Here is a 21,313-nt window from a genome sequence, read left to right as displayed (position 1 = left end):
ATGCATGAAATAACCCTAATTCAGGGATTATCCCTGGCGGCGTTAGTTTTCGTTCTGGGGATTGATTTTTGGCTGGAAGCCTTATTTTTATTCCGCCCGATAATCGTTTGTACCCTTACAGGTGCTATTCTCGGTGATATTCAGACTGGCTTAATTACCGGTGGCCTAACAGAACTGGCTTTCGCCGGATTAACCCCCGCAGGTGGTGTACAGCCGCCCAACCCAATTATGGCGGGTCTGATGACTACCGTCATTGCGTGGTCTACTGGCGTCGATGCCAAAACGGCAATTGGCCTTGGTCTGCCGTTTAGTTTGTTAATGCAGTACGTCATTCTGTTCTTCTATTCCGCTTTCTCATTATTCATGACCAAAGCTGATAATTGTGCGAAAGAGGCGGATACAGCAGCGTTTTCCCGACTTAACTGGACAACGATGCTCATCGTCGCTTCAGCGTATGCGGTGATTGCTTTCCTTTGTACTTACCTGGCACAGGGGGCGATGCAGGCGCTGGTGAAAGCGATGCCCGCCTGGCTGACCCACGGCTTTGAAGTGGCTGGCGGTATTCTGCCTGCCGTTGGTTTTGGCTTGCTGCTGCGCGTAATGTTCAAAGCGCAATATATCCCTTACCTGATCGCCGGTTTCCTGTTTGTTTGCTACATCCAGGTCAGCAACCTGTTGCCGGTTGCCGTACTGGGCGCAGGCTTTGCGGTGTATGAGTTTTTCAATGCGAAATCCCGGCAGCAAGCGCAACCGCAGCCCGTTGCCAGTAAAAATGAAGAAGAGGACTACAGCAATGGGATCTGAAATCAGTAAAAAAGATATCACCCGTCTGGGCTTTCGTTCGTCACTCCTGCAAGCGAGCTTTAACTACGAAAGGATGCAGGCGGGCGGTTTTACCTGGGCGATGTTGCCGCTCCTGAAAAAGATTTATAAGGACGACAAACCGGGCCTAAGCGCGGCGATGAAAGATAACCTCGAATTTATTAATACTCACCCGAATCTGGTCGGATTCCTGATGGGGTTATTAATTTCGATGGAAGAAAAAGGAGAAAACCGCGACACCATTAAAGGCCTTAAAGTGGCGCTTTTTGGCCCAATCGCCGGGATTGGCGATGCGATTTTCTGGTTTACCTTATTGCCGATTATGGCGGGGATTTGCTCATCGTTTGCCAGTCAGGGAAACCTGCTGGGGCCGATTCTATTTTTCGCCGTTTACCTGCTTATCTTTTTCCTGCGCGTCGGCTGGACCCACGTCGGTTATTCAGTCGGCGTGAAGGCGATCGATAAAGTGCGAGAGAACTCGCAGATGATTGCTCGTTCGGCAACCATACTCGGGATCACGGTAATCGGCGGGCTGATCGCTTCGTATGTGCATATTAACGTGGTGACATCGTTTGCCATCGACAGTACCCACAGCGTCGCGCTGCAGCAGGATTTCTTCGATAAAGTCTTCCCGAACATTTTACCGATGGCCTACACCCTGTTGATGTATTACTTCCTGCGGGTGAAAAAAGCGCATCCGGTGCTGTTAATCGGCGTGACTTTTGTGCTCTCTATTGTTTGTTCCGCATTCGGCATTTTGTAAATGGAACGAGGCACTGCGTCTGGTGGTGCCTCTTTACTAAAGGAATTTCATCCTGTGCAAACCCTTCAACAAGTTGAAAACTATACGGCGTTAAGTGAACGTGCCAGCGAATATTTATTGGCCGTGATCCGTAGCAAACCGGATGCTGTGATTTGCCTGGCGACCGGAGCCACGCCATTACTGACGTATCATTATCTGGTAGAAAAAATCCACCAGCAGCAGGTTGATGTCAGCCAGCTCACCTTCGTGAAGCTCGACGAATGGGTGGATCTGCCATTAACGATGCCTGGCACCTGCGAAACTTTCCTTCAACAGCATATCGTGCAGCCGCTGGGGCTACGTGAAGACCAGCTCATCAGCTTTCGCTCCGAAGAGATAAATGAGACAGAGTGCGAACGGGTAACGAACCTGATTGCGCGCAAAGGCGGTCTGGATTTATGCGTTCTCGGATTGGGGAAAAACGGTCATCTTGGGCTGAACGAACCGGGAGAAAGCCTGCAACCGGCCTGCCATATCAGTCAACTTGATGCCAGAACACAGCAACATGAGATGTTAAAAACCGCGGGTCGCCCCGTGACTCGTGGGATCACCTTAGGCCTGAAGGATATTCTCAATACCCGCGAAGTTTTGCTACTGATAACTGGCGAAGGAAAGCAGGATGCGACAGAACGTTTTCTCACGGCTAAAGTCTCTACCGCTATCCCGGCTTCGTTTTTATGGCTGCATAACTATTTCACATGCATGATTGATGAGATGTGTCGTCGTTAAATCGCCCGGTGTAGGCGTTGCAGCTCTATTCTTGCTGCGACGCCTGTAATCACTCCCCCTGCTGTTCCAGCGCATACTTATACAGCGCGTTTTTTTTCACGCCGTGAATCTCTGCCGCCAGCGCCGCCGCTTTCTTCAGCGGAAGCTCAGCCTGTAACAACGCCAGCGTGCGCAGGGCATCGGCGGGTAAGTCTTCTTCCTGCGCTTTATGGCCTTCAACAATCAGCACCATTTCGCCTTTGCGACGGTTTTCATCTTCTTTTACCCACGCCAGCAGCTCGCCAACGGGCGCGCCGTGAATGGTTTCCCAGGTTTTGGTGAGCTCACGCGCCAGCACCACGTAACGGGACTCACCCAGCACAGCAACGATATCTTCCAGGCTATCTAACAGACGGTGGGTGGATTCATAAAAAATCAGCGTACGCGGCTCCGCTTCAATGGCTTTTAGCGCATCACGACGGCCTTTTGATTTGGCAGGCAGGAAACCTTCATAACAAAAACGATCGGATGGTAAACCCGCAGCACTTAATGCAGTGATAGCAGCACACGGCCCCGGTAGTGGCACCACGCGAATCCCCGCTTCTCGGCAGGTACGCACCAGATGATAGCCGGGATCGTTAATCAGTGGCGTTCCAGCATCGGACACCAGCGCAATGTTTTGCCCTTCCTGCAGCTTCGCCAGTAACGTTTCGGCTTTCTGTTGTTCGTTATGGTCGTGCAGCGCAAACAACCGGGCATTAATCCCAAAATGTTGCAGCAATAAACCGGTGTGACGAGTATCCTCGGCGGCAATCAGATCAACGGCCTGTAATACCTCTAACGCACGCTGGGTGATATCCGCCAGATTGCCGATTGGCGTCGGTACAATGTAAAGCTGGCCCTGAGAATTATCCGCCGATTGGTGTTGTTTCATTGTGTCGTCCGTATTGCCGATTTAATATTGAGCATTGCGTAAAAAAAATATCACTGGATACATTATGGTACCCTCAACATTTTCTCGTTTGAAAGCCGCGCGTTGTCTGCCTGTTGTTCTGGCAGCCCTGATTTTCGCCGGTTGTGGCACCCATACTCCCGATCAGTCCACTGCCTATATGCAGGGCACGGCGCAGGCTGATTCTGCCTTTTATCTTCAGCAGATGCAGCAAAGCGCTGATGATACCAGGATCAACTGGCAATTACTCGCCATTCGTGCACTGGTGAAAGAAGGTAAAACCGGGCAGGCGGTGGAGCTGTTTAACCAACTGCCGCAGGAACTGGACGATTACCAGCGTCGCGAGAAAACTCTTCTGGCAGTAGAAATTAAGCTGGCGCAGAAAGATTTTGCTGGCGCACAAACCCTGCTGGCGAAAATCACACCTGCCGATTTAGATCAAAACCAGCAGGCGCGTTACTGGCAGGCAAAAATCGATGCCAGTCAGGGGCGTCCTTCCATTGATTTACTGCGCGCCTTAATTGCTCAGGAACCCCTGCTCGGCGCGAAAGAAAAGCAACAGAATATTGATGCTACATGGCAGGCACTCTCCTCCATGACTCAGGACCAGGCGAATACGCTGGTGATCAACGCCGACGAAAATATTCTGCAAGGCTGGCTTGATCTGCAGCGCGTCTGGTTTGATAACCGTAACGATCCCGACATGATGAAAGCTGGGATCGCCGACTGGCAGAAACGTTATCCGAACAACCCGGGCGCGAAAATGCTGCCTACGCAGTTGGTAAACGTAAAAGCATTTAAACCAGCGTCAACCAACAAAATAGCCCTGTTATTGCCGTTGAATGGTCAGGCCGCAGTATTTGGCCGCACTATTCAGCAAGGCTTTGAAGCGGCGAAAAATATCGGCACTCAGCCAGTGGCGGCACAGGCAACTGCCGCACCAATCGCAGACGTTGCAGAACAACCCCAGCAGCAAACTGTTGACGGCGTTGCCAGCCCGGCACAAGCCTCGGTTAGCGATCTGACAGGCGAAGAAACCGCGGCTCAACCAGTGCCTGTAAGCGCCCCGGCGGCAAGCACTGCGGCGGTAAGCGCCCCCGCGAATCCATCCGCAGAGCTGAAAATTTATGATACCTCATCACAACCGCTTAGCCAGATCCTCAACCAGGTTCAGCAGGATGGCGCGAGTATTGTGGTCGGTCCGTTGCTGAAAAATAACGTTGAAGAGTTACTGAAAAGCAACACCCCGCTGAACGTGCTGGCACTGAACCAGCCGGAAAATATCGAAAACCGCGTCAATATTTGTTACTTCGCACTTTCACCGGAAGACGAAGCGCGCGATGCAGCGCGTCATATTCGTGACCAGGGTAAACAAGCGCCACTGGTGCTGATCCCTCGCAGTTCGCTGGGCGATCGCGTAGCCAATGCGTTTGCGCAAGAGTGGCAGAAGCTGGGCGGCGGCACCGTTCTGCAACAAAAATTTGGTTCCACCAGCGAATTACGCGCGGGAGTTAACGGTGGTTCTGGTATCGCTTTAACCGGTAGCCCGATTACTCCCAGAGCGACAACCGACTCAGGCATAACGACCAACAATCCAACGCTGCAAACCACGCCAACCGATGACCAGTTCACCAATAATGGCGGCCGTGTCGATGCGGTGTACATTGTGGCAACGCCGGGCGAAATCGCTTTTATCAAACCGATGATCGCCATGCGTAACGGTAGCCAGAGCGGTGCAACGCTGTACGCCAGTTCCCGCAGCGCACAAGGCACCGCGGGTCCGGATTTCCGTCTGGAAATGGAAGGTTTGCAATATAGCGAAATCCCGATGCTGGCAGGCGGTAATCTGCCATTAATGCAGCAGGCGCTCAGTGCGGTGAATAACGATTATTCGCTGGCTCGCATGTATGCGATGGGCGTTGATGCCTGGTCGTTGGCAAATCATTTCTCACAGATGCGCCAGGTTCAGGGTTTCGAAATCAACGGTAATACCGGAAGTCTGACGGCTAACCCGGATTGCGTAATTAACAGGAAGTTATCATGGCTACAGTACCAACAAGGTCAGGTAGTCCCCGCCAGTTAACCACTAAACAGACCGGCGATGCGTGGGAAGCACAAGCGCGTCGCTGGCTGGAGAGCAAAGGACTGCGGTTTGTCGCCGCTAACGTGAACGAGCGTGGCGGCGAGATCGATCTGATAATGCGTGAAGGCAGGACCACCGTTTTTGTCGAGGTGCGTTACCGCCGCTCAGCCCTTTACGGTGGTGCGACAGCCAGTGTGACCCGAAGCAAACAACACAAATTATTACAGACTGCCCGCTTGTGGCTCGCGCGTCATAATGGGAGTTTTGATACTGTGGATTGCCGGTTCGATGTGGTAGCCTTCACCGGGAATGAAGTTGAGTGGATTAAGGATGCCTTTAATGACCACTCATAATTAAGGTTTAAGGATTAGCGTGCAAGAACGAATTAAAGCTTGCTTCACTGAAAGCATTCAAACTCAAATTGCGGCAGCAGAGGCGCTTCCGGATGCCATCTCCCGTGCAGCCATGACGCTGGTTCAGTCTCTGCTCAATGGCAACAAAATCCTCTGTTGTGGTAATGGAACTTCCGCTGCCAACGCACAGCATTTTGCTGCCAGCATGATCAACCGATTCGAAACGGAGCGGCCCAGCTTACCTGCCATTGCACTAAATACTGATAATGTTGTCTTAACGGCGATTGCCAACGATCGCTTACATGATGAAGTGTATGCAAAACAGGTGCGGGCGCTGGGGCATGCGGGAGATGTGTTGTTAGCCATTTCCACCCGTGGCAACAGCCGCGATATCGTAAAAGCAGTAGAAGCTGCTGTTACGCGTGATATGACCATTGTGGCATTGACTGGCTATGACGGCGGTGAACTTGCAGGGTTGTTAGGGCCACAGGATGTGGAGATCCGCATTCCTTCGCATCGTAGTGCTCGCATTCAGGAAATGCATATGCTGACGGTAAATTGCTTGTGCGATCTGATCGATAACACGCTTTTCCCTCACCAGGATGTTTAAGGAGAATACATGAAGGCATTATCGCCAATCGCAGTCCTTATTTCCGCACTGCTGTTGCAAGGTTGCGTTGCTGCCGCCGTAGTGGGCACCGCGGCTGTGGGTACAAAAGCCGCAACTGACCCACGCAGTGTCGGCACCCAGGTGGATGATGGAACCCTGGAAGTGCGCGTGAACAGCGCATTGTCGAAAGACGAACAAATCAAGAAAGAAGCACGCATTAATGTCACGGCCTATCAGGGCAAAGTGCTGCTGGTTGGGCAGTCACCAAATGCTGAACTTTCGGCTCGCGCCAAACAGATTGCTATGGGCGTAGACGGTGCCAACGAAGTGTATAACGAGATTCGTCAGGGCCAGCCGATTGGTCTGGGCGAAGCGTCTAACGATACGTGGATCACCACCAAAGTGCGTTCGCAGCTCTTAACCAGCGACCTGGTGAAATCGTCCAACGTGAAAGTGACCACCGAAAACGGTGAAGTGTTCCTGATGGGGCTGGTGACTGAACGTGAAGCGAAAGCGGCGGCAGATATTGCCAGTCGGGTGAGCGGCGTAAAACGTGTAACCACAGCGTTTACGTTTATTAAATAGCAGCACCTTGTAATGCCTGATGCGACGCTTGCCGCGTCTTATCAGGCCTACACGACACAAACCGTAGGTCGAATAAGGCGCCTGCGCCGCATCCGACTGCCGTTGCCTGATGCGACGCTTGCCGCGTCTTATCAGGCCTACAACGATGCAAACCGTAGGTCGGATAAGGCGTTTACGCCGCATCCGACATGTTTTCCCTCAAATCAGAACAACAGCGCCAGCCCGCCGACAATCACACCAGACACCGCCACCATCGCACCCGTCAGCCATAAGGCTTTCGCCGGGAACGCTTTACGCAACATTATCAGCGACGGCAAACTTACAGCAGGAAGCGTCATCAACAATGCCAGCGCCGGAGCGGTTCCCATACCTGCCAGCATCATCGTTTGTACAATCGGAATTTCTGCTGCCGTGGGAATGACAAACAAGCATCCCGCTACCGCCATCGCAATCACCCACATCAGGCTGTTATCGACAGCACCATCGGCATGGGGGAATAACCAGACGCGAGCGGCACCCAACGCCAGTACGGCAAGGATATATACCGGGATCGTACTCCAGAAAAGCGTCCATAGCGCCCTGCCCCAGCGGCTAAAAAATCCGCCCTGCACTTCCGGCATGTCAATTTCGACCGGAGCCTGCGTTTGCGGTGTTTCACGCACCCATTTTTGCACCAGCGTCGCAATCAGCAACACCATCACCAGCCCCGCCACCAGACGAATCGCCGCAAAGCCCCAGCCGAGGACAAAACCCATAAACACCAGCGTCGCCGGATTTAACAGCGGATTGCCCATCCAGAATGCCAGCGCCCCGCCCATCGACACCTGTTGACGACGCATCCCCGCCGCGACCGGTGCCGCACAGCAAGTACACATCATGCCCGGCAGCGAAAACAGCGTTCCCAGCAGCGTGCCGCGAAAGCGCGATTGCCCAAGCGTGCGTAGCAGCCAGTCACGAGGGATCAGCACCTGAATCAACGACCCGAGGATCACTCCCAGCACCGCCGCTTTCCATACCGCGAGGAAATAGACCATCGCGTAATCCAACGCCGCCTGCCACGGATTAGCATCCGCCTGTGAGAGTATTGATTTACCGATGTTGTGAGTTTCGGCGGCGGTAAACGCTTTGCCGTAGTAAGGTTGCCATTTCACATACCAGAGACCAGCAATGACAACGAGAAAGAAAAGCGCGGGTTTCCACCACTGAATGGGCGTTGCCGCCTGAGATGAAGACTGACCAGTCATAGCATTCCCCAGGAATAAATTATGATAATTAAGCGCGTGAATATTACGCTCACTATCAATTCTTGGGAATAATTATTCAGCTCTTTTGCGTAATTCTGAAGAGCTTAAAATAGTCACACCTTCATGCTCAGGCCGCATCGCCTCTGCCAGCATGACCCGCGCCACGTCTCGCGCATCAATGGATTTCCAGTTACCCGGTAGCAGACGAAACAACGGTGCAAAAAGCGTTTCGTTCATCCGCTGCTTGCTGCGATCGCCCAGCAACATCGACGGACGGGCAATGGTCAGTTTCGGCCAGTTCTGGGCGATTAACGCTTCTTCCATCTCCCCTTTGACGCGGTTATAGAAAAACGGCGAGTGGGGATTGGCCCCCATAGCACTGACTACCAGCATATGCTGAGCACCCAGTCGCCGTCCGGTTAATGCGGTATCCACAACCAGCGTGTAATCGGCATGAATAAACGCTTCTTTGCTCCCCGCTTCCCGCCGCGTGGTGCCGAGACAACAAAACACAATGTCGATGGGATCGGTGACCTGTGCCAGCGCGTCGGTCAGTTGCGGATCATGGGGATTAAACACCCCCGGCATATCTCCCAACGGACGTCGCGTCGGTGCAGCAATAGCGTTAACTTTCGGTTCGTTAATCAACATCCGCAGCAGGTGACCGCCCACCAGCCCCGTTGCGCCTGTAATCAGTACCTGACTCATCTTCGCTCCTTTACAGAATTGTCTGCCTTGCGCTCCCCGGCTCATGCACCAGGCTTAATAGACCATGAGGTAATTATCCCCGATTGTGAGAAATTCGCCTCATCCAATGCAACAACGCGGAGGAAGCATGAGTAAGAAAATTGCCGTTTTAATCACTGATGAATTTGAGGATTCAGAATTTACTTCACCCGCAGACGAGTTCCGTAAAGCCGGACACGAAGTGATTACCATTGAAAAACAAGCGGGTAAAACGGTGAAAGGGAAAAAAGGAGAAGCCAGCGTGACCATCGATAAATCCATCGATGAAGTGACGCCAGCCGAGTTTGATGCCCTGCTGCTACCGGGCGGCCATTCACCGGATTATCTGCGTGGCGACAACCGTTTTGTCACCTTTACCCGTGATTTTGTGAATAGCGGCAAACCGGTGTTTGCCATTTGCCACGGTCCGCAGCTGCTGATCAGCGCCGATGTGATTCGGGGACGCAAACTGACCGCGGTTAAACCGATTGTGATTGATGTTAAAAACGCGGGCGCGGAATTTTACGATCAGGAAGTCGTGGTCGATAAAGATCAGCTGGTTACCAGTCGGACACCGGACGATTTGCCCGCGTTTAACCGCGAGGCGTTACGCCTGCTCGGTGCCTGAGCTACGTAGCCAAATCATTTTTTTACCAAAGCCCAGCGTGTTGTCAGTGAATTTGATTTCATCAAGCCGGATTTCCCACACCGGCGCCGACAGCATTCTGGCAACCGGAAAGCGACGATTATACGCCTTACGCGCAAGGTCGCTTTCCTCACCTTCCAGTCTGCGGATCTCACCTTTAAACTGCACGCCGCGAATTAACGCTACCGTTTTCGGCTGACCGTTTACCGTTCCAGCAACTGCCGCCTGCGGCCCACTCATCTGCGCGTGACGCGTTTTTTCCTCCGTCAAAATGTAGAAGGCAACTTTCTGTGCATCAAAAAGATAAAAGGCATTGGCGCACCACAATTCCCCTTCCTGCTGCACACACCAGGTGACAACATGTTGTTTTGCCAGCCAACGGCTGATGGCGGTGAGTGTTTCCATAGCTGTTCTCTTTTATACTGTGGGCCTGACCTTAACATGTGACGCAGACGATGACACCCTGGTTTCTTTACTTGATCCGTACCGCCGACAATAAGCTTTATACCGGGATCACCACGGATGTCGAACGCCGCTATCAGCAACATCAAAGCGGCAAAGGCGCAAAAGCACTGCGTGGGAAAGGTGAACTGACGCTGGCATTTTCCGCGCCAGTGGGCGACCGTTCGCTGGCACTACGGGCGGAATATCGCGTTAAACAACTGACCAAACGGCAAAAAGAACGTCTGGTAGCGGAAGGCGCAGGGTTTGCAGAACTGTTGAGCAGCCTGCAAACCCCAAAGATTAAAAGCGATTGAAGTGCTCGTGATACTCAACCAGACCGGTTACGCCGTTCAGCGCGTCATCCGCTAAACGATGTACCTGGAAGGCGCTTTCAGTGCCCGGCCAGCGACAACGCAGATCGTGATGCGCCGCCAGCTCAAAGCCGAAACGACTGTACAGCGCCGGATCGCCCAGCGTCACCACTGCGGCATAGCCGAACTCATTAAGCGAATCGAGTCCTTCATAGACCAGTTGGCGTGCCAGCCCCTGTCCACGGTATTTTTCATCTACCGCCAGCGGTGCCATGCCGACCCATTGCAGGTCTTCGCCCTGCACATCAACCGGACTAAATGCCACATAGCCAATGACCTGACCTTCGTCATCTGTCGCCACCAGCCCCAGCGTCAGAAAGCCATCTTCACGCAGATCGTGAACCAGCTTCGCTTCCGCATCGCTTTCGAATGAACGACGCAGCAGGGCATCAATACCCGGCGCATCAATGGGAATTTCTACTCGAATTAGCATGGTTCACCTACCGATGTCTGTTTGGTTTCAGGCGCGGTTTTCATTCCCGCCTCAACAAAATCCGCCAGTTGCAGCAGCATCATGCGTAAGGCTTTCGGCATTTGCTCCAGTTCAATGGCGTCCATCAGGTTTTTCACATATAACCCCAGCTCCGTATCGCCTTCAATCACCAGCCGACGCTGGAAGAAGAGCGTGTCCGGATCCTGTTTACGCGCCGCAATCATCAGCAGATCGCTGGCGTCGGCACTAAAACTCACATCAGCTTGCGCGTTCTGGCTAACGACCAGTTTGCCATTCACCACCGAGGTAAACCATTGCAGGTCAATATCACGCACATGAATACTTAACCAGCGCCCTTCAAGAAACTCCAGCTCGCCATCATCCAGCGCCTGGCGGAATTGCCAGCTTAAGACCTGCTCAAGAACCTGGCGTTTTAGCGCAAATGGCGTCAGTTTTACCGGTACACTCAACAGAGATGGCCCCAAATGCACAATACGGGAACGCAGTTTATCCAACACGAGTTTTACTCCCTGTTTCAACAATCATCCTATTTTGCCATATCAGAAAAATAACATAGCGGTATAAATCAACAATTCCATATGAAATTGCTGCTACCACCAATACAACTTTAACTGCCTTAAATCAAAAATTGTCGCTGCAAGGTTAACTAAAATCCCAGTTCGTTAACATTTTTGCGTTTTGATAGCGCACCCTTCAGGAAAAATTATGGAGCTGCTCTGCCCTGCCGGAAATCTCCCGGCGCTTAAGGCGGCCATCGAAAACGGCGCAGATGCTGTTTATATCGGGCTAAAAGATGATACCAATGCCCGTCACTTCGCCGGCCTTAACTTTACCGAGAAAAAATTGCAGGAAGCGGTGAGTTTTGTCCATCAACATCGCCGCAAACTTCACATCGCGATTAACACTTTTGCGCATCCGGACGGTTACGCCCGCTGGCAGCGCGCCGTGGATATGGCGGCGCAGTTGGGTGCCGATGCGCTGATCCTCGCCGACCTCGCCATGCTGGAGTACGCCGCCCAGCGATACCCGCATATTGAACGTCATGTGTCAGTGCAGGCTTCAGCAACCAATGAAGAGGCGATTCACTTTTATCATCGCCATTTTGACGTTGCCCGCGTGGTGCTGCCGCGCGTGTTGTCGATTCATCAGGTGAAACAACTGGCGCGGGTCACGCCTGTACCGCTGGAAGTGTTCGCTTTCGGCAGTCTGTGCATTATGTCGGAAGGTCGTTGCTATCTGTCGTCGTATCTGACGGGTGAGTCGCCCAACACCGTGGGGGCATGTTCTCCGGCCCGTTTCGTGCGCTGGCAGCAAACGCCACAGGGGCTGGAATCCCGCCTGAACGAAGTGCTGATCGACCGTTATCAGGACGGCGAAAACGCAGGTTATCCGACGCTGTGTAAAGGGCGTTATCTGGTGGACGGCGAGCGCTATCATGCGCTGGAAGAACCAACCAGTCTCAATACCCTTGAGCTACTGCCAGAGTTAATGGCGGCGAATATCGCTTCGGTGAAAATTGAAGGCCGCCAGCGTAGCCCTGCGTATGTCAGCCAGGTAGCGAAAGTCTGGCGTCAGGCTATCGACCGTTGTAAGGCCGATCCGCAAAACTTCGTGCCGCAAAGCGCGTGGATGGAGACGCTCGGGTCGATGTCCGAAGGCACACAAACCACTCTTGGCGCGTATCACCGTAAATGGCAGTGAGAAAAGTAATGAAATATTCCTTAGGGCCGGTGCTGTGGTACTGGCCAAAAGAGACGCTGGAAGATTTTTATCAGCAGGCCGCCGCCAGCAGCGCCGACGTGATTTATCTCGGTGAAGCGGTCTGTAGCAAACGCCGGGCAACCAAAGTTGGCGACTGGCTGGAGATGGCAAAATCGCTCGCCGGAAGTGGCAAGCAGATTGTGCTCTCCACGCTGGCGCTGGTGCAGGCATCCTCCGAACTGGGCGAACTGAAACGCTATGTTGAGAACGGTGAGTTTCTGATTGAAGCCAGCGATCTCGGCGTGGTGAATATGTGCGCTGAGCGCAAACTGCCGTTCGTCGCCGGACACGCGCTGAACTGCTACAACGCGGTGACGCTGAAAATATTGCTCAAACAGGGCATGATGCGCTGGTGTATGCCGGTGGAACTTTCCCGCGACTGGCTGGTGAATCTGCTTAATCAGTGCGATGAGCTGGGCATTCGCAACCAGTTTGAAGTGGAAGTCTTGAGCTACGGTCATCTGCCGCTGGCCTACTCCGCCCGCTGCTTTACCGCGCGTTCGGAAGACCGCCCGAAAGATGAGTGTGAAACCTGCTGCATTAAGTATCCGAACGGGCGCAACGTGCTGTCGCAGGAAAACCAACAAGTGTTTGTGCTCAATGGCATTCAGACCATGAGCGGCTACGTGTACAACCTCGGTAACGAGCTGGCATCCATGCAGGGGCTGGTTGATGTGGTCCGCCTGTCACCGCAGGGTACTGACACTTTCGCTATGCTCGACGCCTTCCGCGCTAATGAAAATGGTGCTGCACCACTCCCGTTGACGGCAAACAGCGACTGTAACGGCTACTGGAGACGGCTGGCTGGGCTGGAACTGCAAGCCTAAGCAAATAGCTCACTTTGTTAACAACTTTAACTACTCTTTAATGCAGTATTAAAGATTAATCGGTAACAAAGTGAGCTGTTATGACTGATAAAACCATTGCGTTTTCGCTACTCGATCTGGCCCCCATCCCCGAAGGTTCTTCAGCGCGAGAAGCGTTCTCCCACTCTCTCGACCTCGCCCGTCTGGCTGAAAAGCGCGGCTATCATCGCTACTGGCTGGCGGAACACCACAATATGACTGGCATTGCCAGTGCTGCAACATCAGTATTGATTGGCTATCTGGCGGCAAATACCACCACGCTGCATCTGGGGTCTGGCGGCGTGATGTTACCAAACCACTCACCGTTGGTGATTGCCGAACAGTTCGGTACGCTCAATACGCTCTATCCGGGGCGAATCGATTTGGGGCTGGGTCGTGCGCCAGGTAGTGACCAACGGACAATGATGGCACTACGTCGCCATATGAGCGGCGATATTGATAATTTCCCCCGCGATGTCGCGGAGCTGGTGGACTGGTTTGACGCCCGTGATCCCAATCCGCATGTGCGCCCTGTACCGGGCTATGGCGAGAAAATCCCCGTGTGGTTATTAGGCTCCAGCCTTTACAGTGCACAACTGGCGGCGCAGCTTGGTCTGCCGTTCGCGTTTGCCTCACACTTCGCACCGGATATGCTATTCCAGGCGCTGCATCTTTATCGCAGCAACTTCAAACCGTCGGCACGACCGGAAAAACCGTATGCGATGGTGTGCATCAATATTATCGCCGCCGACAGCAACCGCGACGCTGAATTTCTGTTTACCTCAATGCAGCAAGCCTTTGTGAAGCTGCGCCGCGGTCATACCGGGCAACTGCCGCCACCGATTCAAAATATGGATCAGTTCTGGTCACCGTCTGAGCAGTATGGCGTGCAGCAGGCACTGAGTATGTCGCTGGTGGGTGATAAAGCGAAAGTGCGTCATGGTTTGCAGTCGATCCTGCGCGAAACCGACGCGGATGAGATTATGGTTAACGGGCAGATTTTCGATCACCAGGCGCGCCTGCATTCGTTTGAGCTGGCGATGGATGTTAAGGAAGAGTTACTGGGATAGTGTGTTTTAACGTGGGAAGCCTTATCCGAGCTGGCAACGCTGTCCTACGTAGACCTGATAAGCGAAGCACATCAGGCATTGTGTAGGCAGCAGAAATGTCGGATAAGGCACCGCTAATTACTGATACACCGGCAGCAAATTAAAGCTCGATAAAATATGCACCAGTGCGTTGCCAACACCAAACACCAGAATCAGTGTAATCATCGGCTTGCCGCCCCAGACACGGAATTTCGGGCTGCCAAAGCGTTTACGCGATGCGCGGGCCAGCAGCGCCGGAACGATTGCCGCCCAGATGGTAGCCGCTAAGCCAGCATAACCAATGGCGTACAGGAATCCGTTCGGGAACAGCAGGCCACCCACGACAGGCGGTGCAAAGGTCAGCAATGCCGTTTTGAAGCGGCCCAGGGCAGAGTCGTCAAAACCAAACAGATCTGCCAGATAGTCAAACAAACCCAGCGTTACGCCGAGGAACGAACTCGCTACCGCAAAGTTTGAGAACACGACCAGCAGAAGGTCCAGGCTACGGCTGTTCAATACACCGCTTAATGCCTGTACCAGCACATCAATATTACCGCCCTTCTCGGCGATGCCGATAAACTCCGGACGAGGGATGTTGCCCATCGTCGCCAGCAACCAGATGGTATACAGCGCCAGCGCCATCAGCGTACCGTAGACCAGGCATTTCACGATAGTTTTCGGATCTTTGCCGTAATACTTCATCAGGCTCGGCACGTTACCGTGATATCCAAATGAGGCCAGACAGAACGGCAGGGTCATCAACAGATACGGTGCATAAGACGCATTGCTTTCCGCGACGTTAAACAATGTCGCAGGCTGCACATGCCCCAGCAAACTGCCGAAAGTGAGGAAGAAGGTAATAACTTTCGCCCCCAGCACAATCGCCGTCATCCGGCTGACGGCTTTGGTGCTCAACCACACCACAAACGCCACCAGTAGCGCAAAACCAAAACCTGCAGCTCGTGCCGGAACATTCAGCGACATCTCCGCGAAGGTGTGATGCAGAATCGAACCGCTGGCAGAAATATAGGCATAGGTCAGGATATAGAGCACAAAGGCAATGGAAATGCCGTTGACCACGTTCCAGCCTTTGCCCAGCAAGTCTTTGGTGATGGTGTCAAAACTCGAACCGATTCGATAATTCAGGTTAGCTTCCAGAATCATCAAGCCGGAATGCAGCATACAGAACCAAGTAAAGATCAGCGCCGCCATTGACCAGAAGAACCACGCCCCGGACATGACCACAGGCAGAGAAAACATCCCTGCGCCAATAATGGTGCCGCCGATAATCACCACGCCGCCAAGCAGCGACGGTGACGTTTGGGTGGTGGTTAGTGTTGCCATGAGGGCTTCTCTCCAGTGAAAAATAGTGCGACTGCGTTGTTATGCATTGCACTGTACCAGTACACGAGTACAAAAGACAGAAAAAAAGCCCCGATGGTTAAAATCGGGGCTGTATATATTATTTTACAGATTGTGTTCGCTGTTCAGCGTTGATTACGCATCACCACCGAAACGACGACGACCAGTAGAGTCATCACGACGCGGTGCGCGACCTTCACGACGTTCGCCGCTAAAACGACGACCATCACCACGACCACCTTCACGGCGCTCACCGCTGAAGTTACGACCGCCTTCACGACGTTCGCCACCGAAACCACGACCACCACCACGACGCTCACCACCAGTATGCGGCTGTGCATCGCCCAGCAACTGCATGTTCATCGGCTTGTTGAGAATGCGAGTACGCGTAAAGTGTTGCAGCACTTCACCCGGCATACCTTTCGGCAGTTCGATGGTGGAGTGAGAAGCAAACAGCTTGATGTTACCGATGTAACGGCTGCTGATGTCACCTTCGTTAGCAATCGCGCCAACGATATGACGAACTTCAACACCATCATCGCGGCCCACTTCAATACGGTACAGCTGCATATCGCCAACATCACGACGTTCACGACGCGGACGATCTTCACGGTCGCCACGTGGGCCACGGTCGTTACGATCGCGCGGACCACGGTCATCACGGTCACGGAATTCACGTTTCGGACGCATCGGCGCATCTGGCGGAACAATCAGAGTACGTTCACCCTGTGCCATTTTCAGCAGTGCGGCTGCCAGAGTTTCGAGATCCAGCTCTTCACCTTCTGCAGTCGGCTGAATTTTGCTCAGCAGTGCACGGTATTGATCCAGATCGCTGCTTTCCAGCTGCTGCTGTACTTTAGCGGCGAATTTTTCCAGACGGCGTTTGCCCAGCAGCTCTGCGTTCGGCAGTTCTACTTCCGGAATGGTCAGCTTCATAGTGCGTTCAATGTTGCGCAGCAGACGACGCTCGCGGTTCTCAACGAACAGCAGCGCACGACCAGCACGCCCCGCACGGCCGGTACGACCAATACGGTGAACGTAAGACTCAGAATCCATCGGGATATCGTAGTTAACTACCAGGCTGATACGCTCAACGTCCAGGCCACGGGCCGCAACGTCGGTCGCAATCAGGATATCCAGACGACCATCTTTCAGGCGTTCCAGCGTCTGCTCACGCAGCGCCTGGTTCATGTCACCGTTCAGTGCAGCGCTGTTGTAGCCGTTACGCTCAAGAGCTTCTGCCACTTCCAAAGTCGCGTTTTTGGTACGAACGAAGATAATCGCCGCATCAAAATCTTCCGCTTCCAGGAAACGTACCAGTGCTTCGTTTTTACGCATCCCCCACACAGTCCAGTAGCTCTGGCTGATGTCAGGACGGGTAGTCACGCTGGACTGAATGCGCACTTCCTGCGGCTCTTTCATAAAGCGGCGGGTAATACGACGAATCGCTTCCGGCATAGTTGCAGAGAACAGAGCGGTCTGATGACCTTCCGGGATCTGCGCCATAATGGTTTCAACGTCTTCGATGAAGCCCATGCGCAGCATTTCGTCAGCTTCATCCAGAACCAGACCGCTCAGTTTAGAGAGGTCCAGAGTGCCACGTTTCAGGTGGTCCAGCAGACGGCCAGGAGTACCGACAACGATCTGCGGCCCCTGACGCAGGGCGCGTAATTGCACGTCATAACGCTGGCCGCCGTACAGGGCAACCACGTTTACGCCGCGCATGTGTTTAGAGAAATCCGTCATTGCCTCAGCAACCTGTACCGCCAGTTCGCGGGTCGGTGCCAGCACCAGAATCTGTGGTGCTTTCAGCTCAGGATCAAGATTTTGCAGCAGAGGTAAAGAGAATGCTGCCGTTTTTCCGCTCCCCGTCTGGGCCATACCCAGAACGTCGCGGCCATTCAGCAGATGTGGAATACACTCTGCCTGAATTGGAGATGGTTTTTCGTAACCCAGATCGTTAAGGGCTTCAAGGATAGGAGCCTTCAGGCCCAGATCTGCAAAAGTGGTTTCGAATTCAGCCATGTAGTACGTGTGCCTCAAAATTAATGGCGGCCAGTCTACATAACTCATCATGAAATTGATCAGCAATTTTCATTGAAAAGTGTGAACCGGCTCAAAGTAGGTGTATTAACGAACAACAACGCCCTCACCCGTTAAGGTGATGGCAATCAAAAAAGATTACGGGCTGATGTGTACGTCAGCTATTGCTGGTCCGATTCTGCCAGGTCATCTTGGTCCTGGCCCAGGAGCGATAATTCCAACAATGCGTATCGGTGCTCAACAAAGTTATGAACGTTGTTGGCAACCGCCAGTTTGAACAGTGCCGTGGCGCTGTCCAAATCCCCCAGACTTAGGTAGTACTTACCTAAATAGAAGTTGGTTTCACTGAGATGCTCAGCGAGCGAGGTGTTATCCGTTGCGTCCGCCTTGAGCCTTTCCATTAACGTTTGTTCGCTAATGTTGCCCAGGTAGAACTCGACAATGTTCCATCCCCACTGCTCCTTATCCGATTTTTCGAAGTGCTGTTTTAACACTTCTTTAGCCTGCTTCTCATCGAGCTTCTGCTCGGCGAGATAAAGCCACAAACTACGGAAAGGATCATTGGGATCGTCTTGATAAAACGCCAGCAGATCATCTTGCGCTAACTTGTCACGACCGCCGTAATATAATGCGATCCCGCGATTCAAGTGCGCGTAGTTGTAAGTTGGATCAAGCTCAAGTACAGAATCAAACGCTTCATAGGCAGCATCAAAATTGCCTGCCTGCGTTAAATATATGCCTAAGTAATTGAATACTTCAGGCATATCCGGTCGGATTGCCAGCGCTTGCGAAAAATCGTTACGCGCTAATGCCCTCAGACCGAGACTATCATACAACACTCCGCGCTCATATAAAAGCTGTGCGCGTTCGTCATCGGTTAAAGCCCGACTGGCAAGGATTTGTTCCATACGTGCCAGAATCACTTCCTGCTGCAAAGTCGGTTGCAATGGTACCGCGAGGACTTCACTTTTACGCCAGGAAGTATTACTGCATCCTGCAAGCGTAAGTGCTGTCGCAACGAAACACCAGCGCAAAAAAGGCTTCATTTCCCACTCCCGAAGACCACGGTTGAATGAACGTCCTGTTCCCGGTTGCTAACAAGGCGTCCTGCCCGGTTAAAAGCCCCCCGCCGCAGCGGAGGGCAAATGGCAACCTTACTCGCCCTGTTCAGCAGCCGGAGCTTCCGGTGCTGCAGCAGGTTGAGACTGCTCAGTCGCTTCTTTAATGCTCAGACGGATACGGCCCTGGCGATCAACTTCCAGAACTTTCACCGGTACTTCCTGACCCATCTGCAGGTAGTCGGTCACTTTCTCAACACGCTTGTCGGCGATTTGAGAGATGTGGACCAGACCTTCTTTACCGCCGCCGATGGCAACAAATGCGCCAAAGTCAACGATACGAGTCACTTTACCATTGTAGACGCGGCCTACTTCGATTTCTGCAGTGATCTCTTCGATACGACGAATAGCATTTTTCGCCTTCTCGCCGTCGGTCGCTGCGATCTTCACAGTACCGTCATCTTCAATTTCGATGGTAGTGCCAGTTTCTTCGGTCAGGGCACGGATAACAGAACCGCCTTTACCGATAACGTCTTTGATCTTGTCCGGATTGATCTTGATGGTATGGATACGCGGTGCAAACTCAGAGATATCGCCACGCGGCGCGTTGATCGCCTGCTCCATGACGCCCAGGATGTGCAGACGCGCACCTTTAGCTTGATTCAGCGCAACCTGCATGATCTCTTTGGTGATACCTTCAATTTTGATATCCATCTGCAATGCAGAGATACCGTCGCGGGAACCCGCAACTTTGAAGTCCATATCGCCCAGGTGATCTTCGTCGCCCAAAATGTCAGACAGTACAACGTAGTTGTCGCCTTCTTTCACCAGCCCCATTGCGATACCCGCAACAGCAGCTTTGATTGGCACACCTGCGTCCATCAGCGCCAGAGACGCACCGCACACGGAAGCCATAGAAGAAGAACCGTTGGATTCGGTGATTTCAGACACTACACGTACGGTGTACGGGAATTTGTCCATATCCGGCATTACTGCCAGCACGCCGCGCTTCGCCAGACGACCGTGACCAATTTCACGACGCTTCGGAGAACCGACCATGCCGGTTTCACCTACGGAATACGGAGGGAAGTTGTAGTGGAACAGGAAGGTGTCAGTACGTTCGCCCATCAGTTCATCAAGAACCTGCGCGTCACGTGCAGTACCCAGCGTTGCGGTAACCAGCGCCTGCGTTTCACCACGGGTGAACAACGCAGAACCGTGAGTACGCGGCAGCACGCCAGTACGCACATCCAGACCACGGATCATATCTTTTTCACGACCGTCGATACGCGGTTCGCCTGCCAGTACGCGGCTACGAACAACATTTTTCTCGATAGCGTGCAGAATTTCACCCAGTTCGTTTTCGTCCAGGGTTTCGTCTTCAGCAAGCAGCGTCGCGATGGTTTCAGATTTGATGACATCAACCTGCGCATAACGCTCTTGTTTGTCGGTGATGCGATAAGCATCGCTCAGACGAGCTTCAGCCAGCGCAGCAACGCGCGCGTTCAGCGCTTCGTTTACCGGCTCCGGCTGCCAATCCCAACGCGGTTTACCGGCTTCTTTCACCAATTCATTGATGTTCTGAATAACAACCTGCTGTTGTTCATGACCGAACACCACTGCGCCCAGCATCTGGTCTTCGCTCAGCAGTTCAGCTTCAGATTCAACCATCAGCACGGCAGCTTCTGTACCGGCAACAACCAGGTCCAGTTTGCTCTCTTTCAGCTCGTCCTGAGTCGGGTTCAGTACGTACTGGTCATTGATGTAACCTACGCGGGCAGCACCAATCGGACCATTGAACGGAATACCAGACAGAGACAGCGCCGCAGAAGCACCAATCATCGCGACGATATCCGGGTTAACCTGCGGGTTAACAGAAACCACGGTGGCGATAACCTGAACTTCGTTGACGAAACCTTCCGGAAACAGAGGGCGAATCGGGCGGTCAATCAGACGCGCGATCAGCGTTTCGCCTTCGCTTGGGCGGCCTTCACGACGGAAGAAGCTACCCGGGATACGACCAGCAGCGTAGGTACGCTCCTGATAGTTAACGGTCAGCGGGAAGAAGTCCTGACCTGGTTTGGCTTTTTTCTGACCGACAACGGTAACGAATACCGCGGTGTCATCCATGCTAACCATAACAGCGGCAGTGGCTTGACGCGCCATCATGCCGGTTTCCAGAGTCACGGTGTGTTGGCCGTACTGGAATTTACGAACGATCGGATTAAGCAATGTAATATCCTTTCTCTTTCTTAGACAGCACCTTACGGCACTGGTGTTAATACCCGATCTTCTGCGCATCCTCGCGACTAATGACAACCCTAACCCAGCCCAATGTGGGTAAAGCCTCTCATTA

Annotated in this window: 23 protein-coding genes; 12 read left to right on the top strand and 11 right to left on the bottom strand. The window is 53.0% G+C overall.

Going from position 1 to position 21,313, the window contains the following annotated elements; genetic code table 11:
- The 3 genes from agaC to FQ015_RS09215 are packed head-to-tail and all read left to right on the top strand — an operon-like array spanning position 1 to position 2,353.
- Entirely contained in the window at positions 1-804 is an 804-nt protein-coding gene (agaC, locus tag FQ015_RS09225) for a PTS galactosamine transporter subunit IIC (RefSeq protein ID WP_000544466.1), read from the top strand.
- The gene (gene agaD / locus FQ015_RS09220) at positions 794-1,585 is read left to right on the top strand and encodes a PTS galactosamine transporter subunit IID (protein WP_000534360.1); all 792 of its coding nucleotides are present in this window, start codon (positions 794-796) and stop codon (positions 1,583-1,585) included. Before agaC ends, agaD begins: the two co-directional genes overlap by 11 nt.
- Positions 1,586-2,353, top strand: a complete 768-nt coding sequence (locus tag FQ015_RS09215; protein ID WP_160523974.1) for a galactosamine-6-phosphate isomerase — start codon at positions 1,586-1,588, stop codon at positions 2,351-2,353.
- A 49-nt stretch (positions 2,354-2,402) separates the two neighbouring features.
- Here the strand turns inward: FQ015_RS09215 and rsmI are convergent, their stop codons facing one another.
- Positions 2,403-3,266 (bottom strand): 16S rRNA (cytidine(1402)-2'-O)-methyltransferase, encoded by an 864-nt coding sequence (rsmI, locus tag FQ015_RS09210; RefSeq protein ID WP_000809263.1) that lies wholly within the window; start codon positions 3,264-3,266, stop codon positions 2,403-2,405.
- Between the two features lie 64 nt (positions 3,267-3,330).
- Between rsmI and lpoA the strand changes: the two genes are divergently transcribed.
- From lpoA to dolP, 4 genes are read left to right on the top strand one after another with little or no spacing between them, the layout of a single operon-like run.
- Entirely contained in the window at positions 3,331-5,367 is a 2,037-nt protein-coding gene (lpoA, locus tag FQ015_RS09205) for a penicillin-binding protein activator LpoA (protein WP_160523973.1), read from the top strand.
- Positions 5,325-5,720 (top strand): YraN family protein, encoded by a 396-nt coding sequence (locus tag FQ015_RS09200; RefSeq protein ID WP_105276798.1) that lies wholly within the window; start codon positions 5,325-5,327, stop codon positions 5,718-5,720. The genes lpoA and FQ015_RS09200 overlap by 43 nt, the downstream gene beginning before the upstream one ends.
- Before the next feature lie 19 nt (positions 5,721-5,739).
- On the top strand, positions 5,740-6,330 hold the full coding sequence (gene diaA, locus FQ015_RS09195) for a DnaA initiator-associating protein DiaA (RefSeq protein ID WP_001158035.1): 591 nt from the start codon (positions 5,740-5,742) through the stop codon (positions 6,328-6,330).
- A 9-nt stretch (positions 6,331-6,339) separates the two neighbouring features.
- Entirely contained in the window at positions 6,340-6,915 is a 576-nt protein-coding gene (dolP, locus tag FQ015_RS09190) for a division/outer membrane stress-associated lipid-binding lipoprotein (RefSeq protein WP_000646033.1), read from the top strand.
- A gap of 203 nt (positions 6,916-7,118) precedes the next feature.
- On the opposite strand, the gene FQ015_RS09185 is transcribed toward dolP, so the two are convergent.
- Positions 7,119-8,159 (bottom strand): permease, encoded by a 1,041-nt coding sequence (locus tag FQ015_RS09185; protein WP_032185189.1) that lies wholly within the window; start codon positions 8,157-8,159, stop codon positions 7,119-7,121.
- 72 nt (positions 8,160-8,231) lie between these two features.
- Positions 8,232-8,867 (bottom strand): NAD(P)H-binding protein, encoded by a 636-nt coding sequence (locus FQ015_RS09180; protein ID WP_001352912.1) that lies wholly within the window; start codon positions 8,865-8,867, stop codon positions 8,232-8,234.
- Positions 8,868-8,994: 127 nt separating this feature from the next.
- Here FQ015_RS09180 and yhbO point away from each other — a divergent pair, with 127 nt between their 5' ends.
- Entirely contained in the window at positions 8,995-9,513 is a 519-nt protein-coding gene (gene yhbO / locus FQ015_RS09175; RefSeq protein ID WP_000037614.1) for a protein/nucleic acid deglycase, read from the top strand.
- Here yhbO and FQ015_RS09170 read toward each other — a convergent pair.
- Positions 9,493-9,936 (bottom strand): YhbP family protein, encoded by a 444-nt coding sequence (locus FQ015_RS09170; RefSeq protein WP_000449454.1) that lies wholly within the window; start codon positions 9,934-9,936, stop codon positions 9,493-9,495. The genes yhbO and FQ015_RS09170 overlap by 21 nt on opposite strands.
- Positions 9,937-9,986: 50 nt before the next feature.
- On the opposite strand from FQ015_RS09170, the gene yhbQ reads away from it, so the two are divergent.
- A complete protein-coding gene (gene yhbQ / locus FQ015_RS09165) occupies positions 9,987-10,289 on the top strand; it encodes a DNA damage response exodeoxyribonuclease YhbQ (protein WP_000189315.1) in 303 nt (100 codons plus the stop codon).
- Here the strand turns inward: yhbQ and FQ015_RS09160 are convergent.
- Positions 10,276-10,779, bottom strand: coding sequence for a GNAT family N-acetyltransferase (locus tag FQ015_RS09160; protein WP_000908554.1), 504 nt, complete (start codon positions 10,777-10,779; stop codon positions 10,276-10,278). The two genes, yhbQ and FQ015_RS09160, sit on opposite strands and share 14 nt — an antisense overlap.
- Positions 10,773-11,297 carry a ubiquinone anaerobic biosynthesis accessory factor UbiT gene (gene ubiT, locus FQ015_RS09155; protein ID WP_001295552.1) on the bottom strand — a complete coding sequence of 175 codons (525 nt, stop codon included), beginning with the start codon at positions 11,295-11,297 and terminating at the stop codon, positions 10,773-10,775. The genes FQ015_RS09160 and ubiT overlap by 7 nt, the downstream gene beginning before the upstream one ends.
- Before the next feature lie 208 nt (positions 11,298-11,505).
- Here ubiT and ubiU point away from each other — a divergent pair, with 208 nt between their 5' ends.
- The 3 genes from ubiU (at position 11,506) to FQ015_RS09140 (ending at position 14,476) form a co-directional block, all read left to right on the top strand.
- On the top strand, positions 11,506-12,501 hold the full coding sequence (ubiU, locus tag FQ015_RS09150) for a ubiquinone anaerobic biosynthesis protein UbiU (RefSeq protein WP_001354986.1): 996 nt from the start codon (positions 11,506-11,508) through the stop codon (positions 12,499-12,501).
- A gap of 8 nt (positions 12,502-12,509) precedes the next feature.
- On the top strand, positions 12,510-13,388 hold the full coding sequence (locus tag FQ015_RS09145) for a U32 family peptidase (protein WP_001296442.1): 879 nt from the start codon (positions 12,510-12,512) through the stop codon (positions 13,386-13,388).
- A gap of 80 nt (positions 13,389-13,468) precedes the next feature.
- Positions 13,469-14,476, top strand: a complete 1,008-nt coding sequence (locus tag FQ015_RS09140) for a luciferase-like monooxygenase (protein WP_160523972.1) — start codon at positions 13,469-13,471, stop codon at positions 14,474-14,476.
- 117 nt (positions 14,477-14,593) lie between these two features.
- On the opposite strand, the gene mtr is transcribed toward FQ015_RS09140, so the two are convergent.
- The 5 genes from mtr to pnp form a co-directional block, all read right to left on the bottom strand.
- The gene (gene mtr, locus FQ015_RS09135) at positions 14,594-15,838 is read right to left on the bottom strand and encodes a tryptophan permease (protein ID WP_160523971.1); all 1,245 of its coding nucleotides are present in this window, start codon (positions 15,836-15,838) and stop codon (positions 14,594-14,596) included.
- 153 nt (positions 15,839-15,991) lie between these two features.
- The gene (gene deaD / locus FQ015_RS09130; RefSeq protein WP_001295553.1) at positions 15,992-17,881 is read right to left on the bottom strand and encodes an ATP-dependent RNA helicase DeaD; all 1,890 of its coding nucleotides are present in this window, start codon (positions 17,879-17,881) and stop codon (positions 15,992-15,994) included.
- Positions 17,874-17,954, bottom strand: a complete 81-nt coding sequence (gene yrbN / locus FQ015_RS09125; protein WP_010723222.1) for a protein YrbN — start codon at positions 17,952-17,954, stop codon at positions 17,874-17,876. The genes deaD and yrbN overlap by 8 nt, the downstream gene beginning before the upstream one ends.
- Positions 17,955-18,060: 106 nt before the next feature.
- Positions 18,061-18,945 (bottom strand): lipoprotein NlpI, encoded by an 885-nt coding sequence (gene nlpI, locus FQ015_RS09120; RefSeq protein ID WP_000802080.1) that lies wholly within the window; start codon positions 18,943-18,945, stop codon positions 18,061-18,063.
- A 108-nt stretch (positions 18,946-19,053) separates the two neighbouring features.
- The gene (pnp, locus tag FQ015_RS09115) at positions 19,054-21,189 is read right to left on the bottom strand and encodes a polyribonucleotide nucleotidyltransferase (RefSeq protein WP_001296445.1); all 2,136 of its coding nucleotides are present in this window, start codon (positions 21,187-21,189) and stop codon (positions 19,054-19,056) included.
- Between the last annotated feature and the right edge of the window lie 124 nt (positions 21,190-21,313).

Source organism: Escherichia sp. HH26CH (genome assembly GCF_009820205.1).
GTDB classification, from domain to species: Bacteria; Pseudomonadota; Gammaproteobacteria; order Enterobacterales; family Enterobacteriaceae; genus Escherichia; species Escherichia coli_F.
Note: the sequence above shows the minus strand (reverse complement) of the source record. Positions and strands in the feature narration are given on the sequence as shown.

Coding starts and splice junctions, on each gene's coding strand:
- mtr (WP_160523971.1), bottom strand. CDS start 15,838: ATGGCAACACTAACCACCACCCAAACGTCACCGTCGCTGCTTGGCGGC.
- deaD (WP_001295553.1), bottom strand. CDS start 17,881: ATGGCTGAATTCGAAACCACTTTTGCAGATCTGGGCCTGAAGGCTCCT.
- FQ015_RS09185 (WP_032185189.1), bottom strand. CDS start 8,159: ATGACTGGTCAGTCTTCATCTCAGGCGGCAACGCCCATTCAGTGGTGG.
- FQ015_RS09140 (WP_160523972.1), top strand. CDS start 13,469: ATGACTGATAAAACCATTGCGTTTTCGCTACTCGATCTGGCCCCCATC.
- rsmI (WP_000809263.1), bottom strand. CDS start 3,266: ATGAAACAACACCAATCGGCGGATAATTCTCAGGGCCAGCTTTACATT.
- FQ015_RS09160 (WP_000908554.1), bottom strand. CDS start 10,779: ATGCTAATTCGAGTAGAAATTCCCATTGATGCGCCGGGTATTGATGCC.
- yrbN (WP_010723222.1), bottom strand. CDS start 17,954: ATGAAAATTGCTGATCAATTTCATGATGAGTTATGTAGACTGGCCGCC.
- FQ015_RS09170 (WP_000449454.1), bottom strand. CDS start 9,936: ATGGAAACACTCACCGCCATCAGCCGTTGGCTGGCAAAACAACATGTT.
- nlpI (WP_000802080.1), bottom strand. CDS start 18,945: ATGAAGCCTTTTTTGCGCTGGTGTTTCGTTGCGACAGCACTTACGCTT.
- agaC (WP_000544466.1), top strand. CDS start 1: ATGCATGAAATAACCCTAATTCAGGGATTATCCCTGGCGGCGTTAGTT.
- FQ015_RS09145 (WP_001296442.1), top strand. CDS start 12,510: ATGAAATATTCCTTAGGGCCGGTGCTGTGGTACTGGCCAAAAGAGACG.
- lpoA (WP_160523973.1), top strand. CDS start 3,331: ATGGTACCCTCAACATTTTCTCGTTTGAAAGCCGCGCGTTGTCTGCCT.
- ubiU (WP_001354986.1), top strand. CDS start 11,506: ATGGAGCTGCTCTGCCCTGCCGGAAATCTCCCGGCGCTTAAGGCGGCC.
- agaD (WP_000534360.1), top strand. CDS start 794: ATGGGATCTGAAATCAGTAAAAAAGATATCACCCGTCTGGGCTTTCGT.
- FQ015_RS09215 (WP_160523974.1), top strand. CDS start 1,586: ATGGAACGAGGCACTGCGTCTGGTGGTGCCTCTTTACTAAAGGAATTT.
- FQ015_RS09180 (WP_001352912.1), bottom strand. CDS start 8,867: ATGAGTCAGGTACTGATTACAGGCGCAACGGGGCTGGTGGGCGGTCAC.
- yhbO (WP_000037614.1), top strand. CDS start 8,995: ATGAGTAAGAAAATTGCCGTTTTAATCACTGATGAATTTGAGGATTCA.
- dolP (WP_000646033.1), top strand. CDS start 6,340: ATGAAGGCATTATCGCCAATCGCAGTCCTTATTTCCGCACTGCTGTTG.
- yhbQ (WP_000189315.1), top strand. CDS start 9,987: ATGACACCCTGGTTTCTTTACTTGATCCGTACCGCCGACAATAAGCTT.
- FQ015_RS09200 (WP_105276798.1), top strand. CDS start 5,325: ATGGCTACAGTACCAACAAGGTCAGGTAGTCCCCGCCAGTTAACCACT.